The sequence below is a fragment of the Curtobacterium sp. AG1037 genome, assembly GCF_003349855.1.
GTDB classification, from domain to species: domain Bacteria; phylum Actinomycetota; class Actinomycetes; order Actinomycetales; family Microbacteriaceae; genus Curtobacterium; species Curtobacterium citreum.
Map to the genome: position 1 here is coordinate 1 of NZ_QQAO01000023.1, position 1,103 is coordinate 1,103.

The 1,103-nt window shown below is 72.1% G+C and carries 2 protein-coding genes; both read left to right on the top strand.

Annotation, left to right across the window (positions count from 1 at the left end; all coding sequences use genetic code 11):
• Positions 1 to 540, top strand: a 540-nt coding sequence (locus tag DEU32_RS17360; protein ID WP_114851554.1) for a DUF6286 domain-containing protein, incomplete at its 5' end; no start/stop codon positions are given.
• Complete coding sequence (locus DEU32_RS16825) at positions 537 to 1,100, top strand: hypothetical protein (RefSeq protein ID WP_114851555.1); 564 nt, start codon at positions 537 to 539, stop codon at positions 1,098 to 1,100. The genes DEU32_RS17360 and DEU32_RS16825, both read left to right, overlap by 4 nt.
• Positions 1,101 to 1,103 lie beyond the last annotated feature (3 nt).

A 1,103-nucleotide genomic window follows, 5' to 3' on the forward strand; every position in this document is an offset into this window, starting at 1 on the left:
CGGAGCGTGCACCGGTCCCGGTCCACCGCGGTCGCGATCACCCTGATCGTCACCGCCCTGGTCGCGGCGTGGATCGGCGTCGAAGCGGTCCTGAAGGCCATCGGCCAGCGCCCCCTGCTGGCCGACCCGCAGACCATCGTCGACGCCGCCCTCAAGCCCGACGCCGCGTTCACGACCATCGCCGAGGTCATCGCCGCCGTCCTCGTGATCGCCGGGATCATCCTGATCGTCCTGGCGGTGGGGCCCGGCCGGCAGCCCCGCTCGGTCGTGGACCACGACCGGGGCGCGGTCGTGATCGACACGAGGATCCTGGCCTCGACCGCCGCGAACGCGGCCGCCCTCGCCGCCGGCGTCCCCGAGTCCAACGCATCCGCGTCGGCACGTGGGCACCGCACCGAGGTGCGGGTGGTGCCCCTGTCCGGTATCCCCGTCGACACCCACGTCGTCCAGCAAGCCGTCCAGGACCGTCTCGGCCGGCTCGGCGGCAAGCACGGCACCCACGTGAAGGTGCACGTGGAGCAGAAGGGAACGCTGGCATGACCACCACCAACCGCACCCTGAACCGCATCATCCTGCTGCTGCTGGGCCTGGTCGCGGTCATCGTCGGGGTCACCATCGGCGCCGGGGTCCTCACCCCCGTCCGCGACGCCCTCCAGCCCTCCCTGACCCTGCCCGACAAGGTGACCGTCCCGGCGGCGTCGCTGTGGATCATCGCCGCCGTGTGCGCGGTCGTGATCGTCCTGGCGCTGATCGTGGTCTTCACCCGCGGCGGCGGCGGCACCAGTGTCGCTGCCCGCACGAAGACCGGGGACGACCAGGTCACCGTGAACGTCGCGCTCGTGCGGGACGTCATCGACCACGAACTCGACGGTGTCCGCGACGTCGTCGCCGCGAAGGTCGACGCGTACACGGTCAAGCAGCAGCGCGCCGCCCGGATCCGGGTCCACGTCCGCCGCGGCGGTGACGCCGTGAGCGTCCTCGACGCCGTCGACCACGCCGTCAGCACCCTGGACACCACCCTCGGCCAGCAACTCCCGGTCCTGGTCCACCTCACCGGCGGCACCAGAACCGCACTGGCCAAGACCACCCGCGTCCACTAGGAC

Coding starts and splice junctions, on each gene's coding strand:
- DEU32_RS16825 (WP_114851555.1), top strand. CDS start 537: ATGACCACCACCAACCGCACCCTGAACCGCATCATCCTGCTGCTGCTG.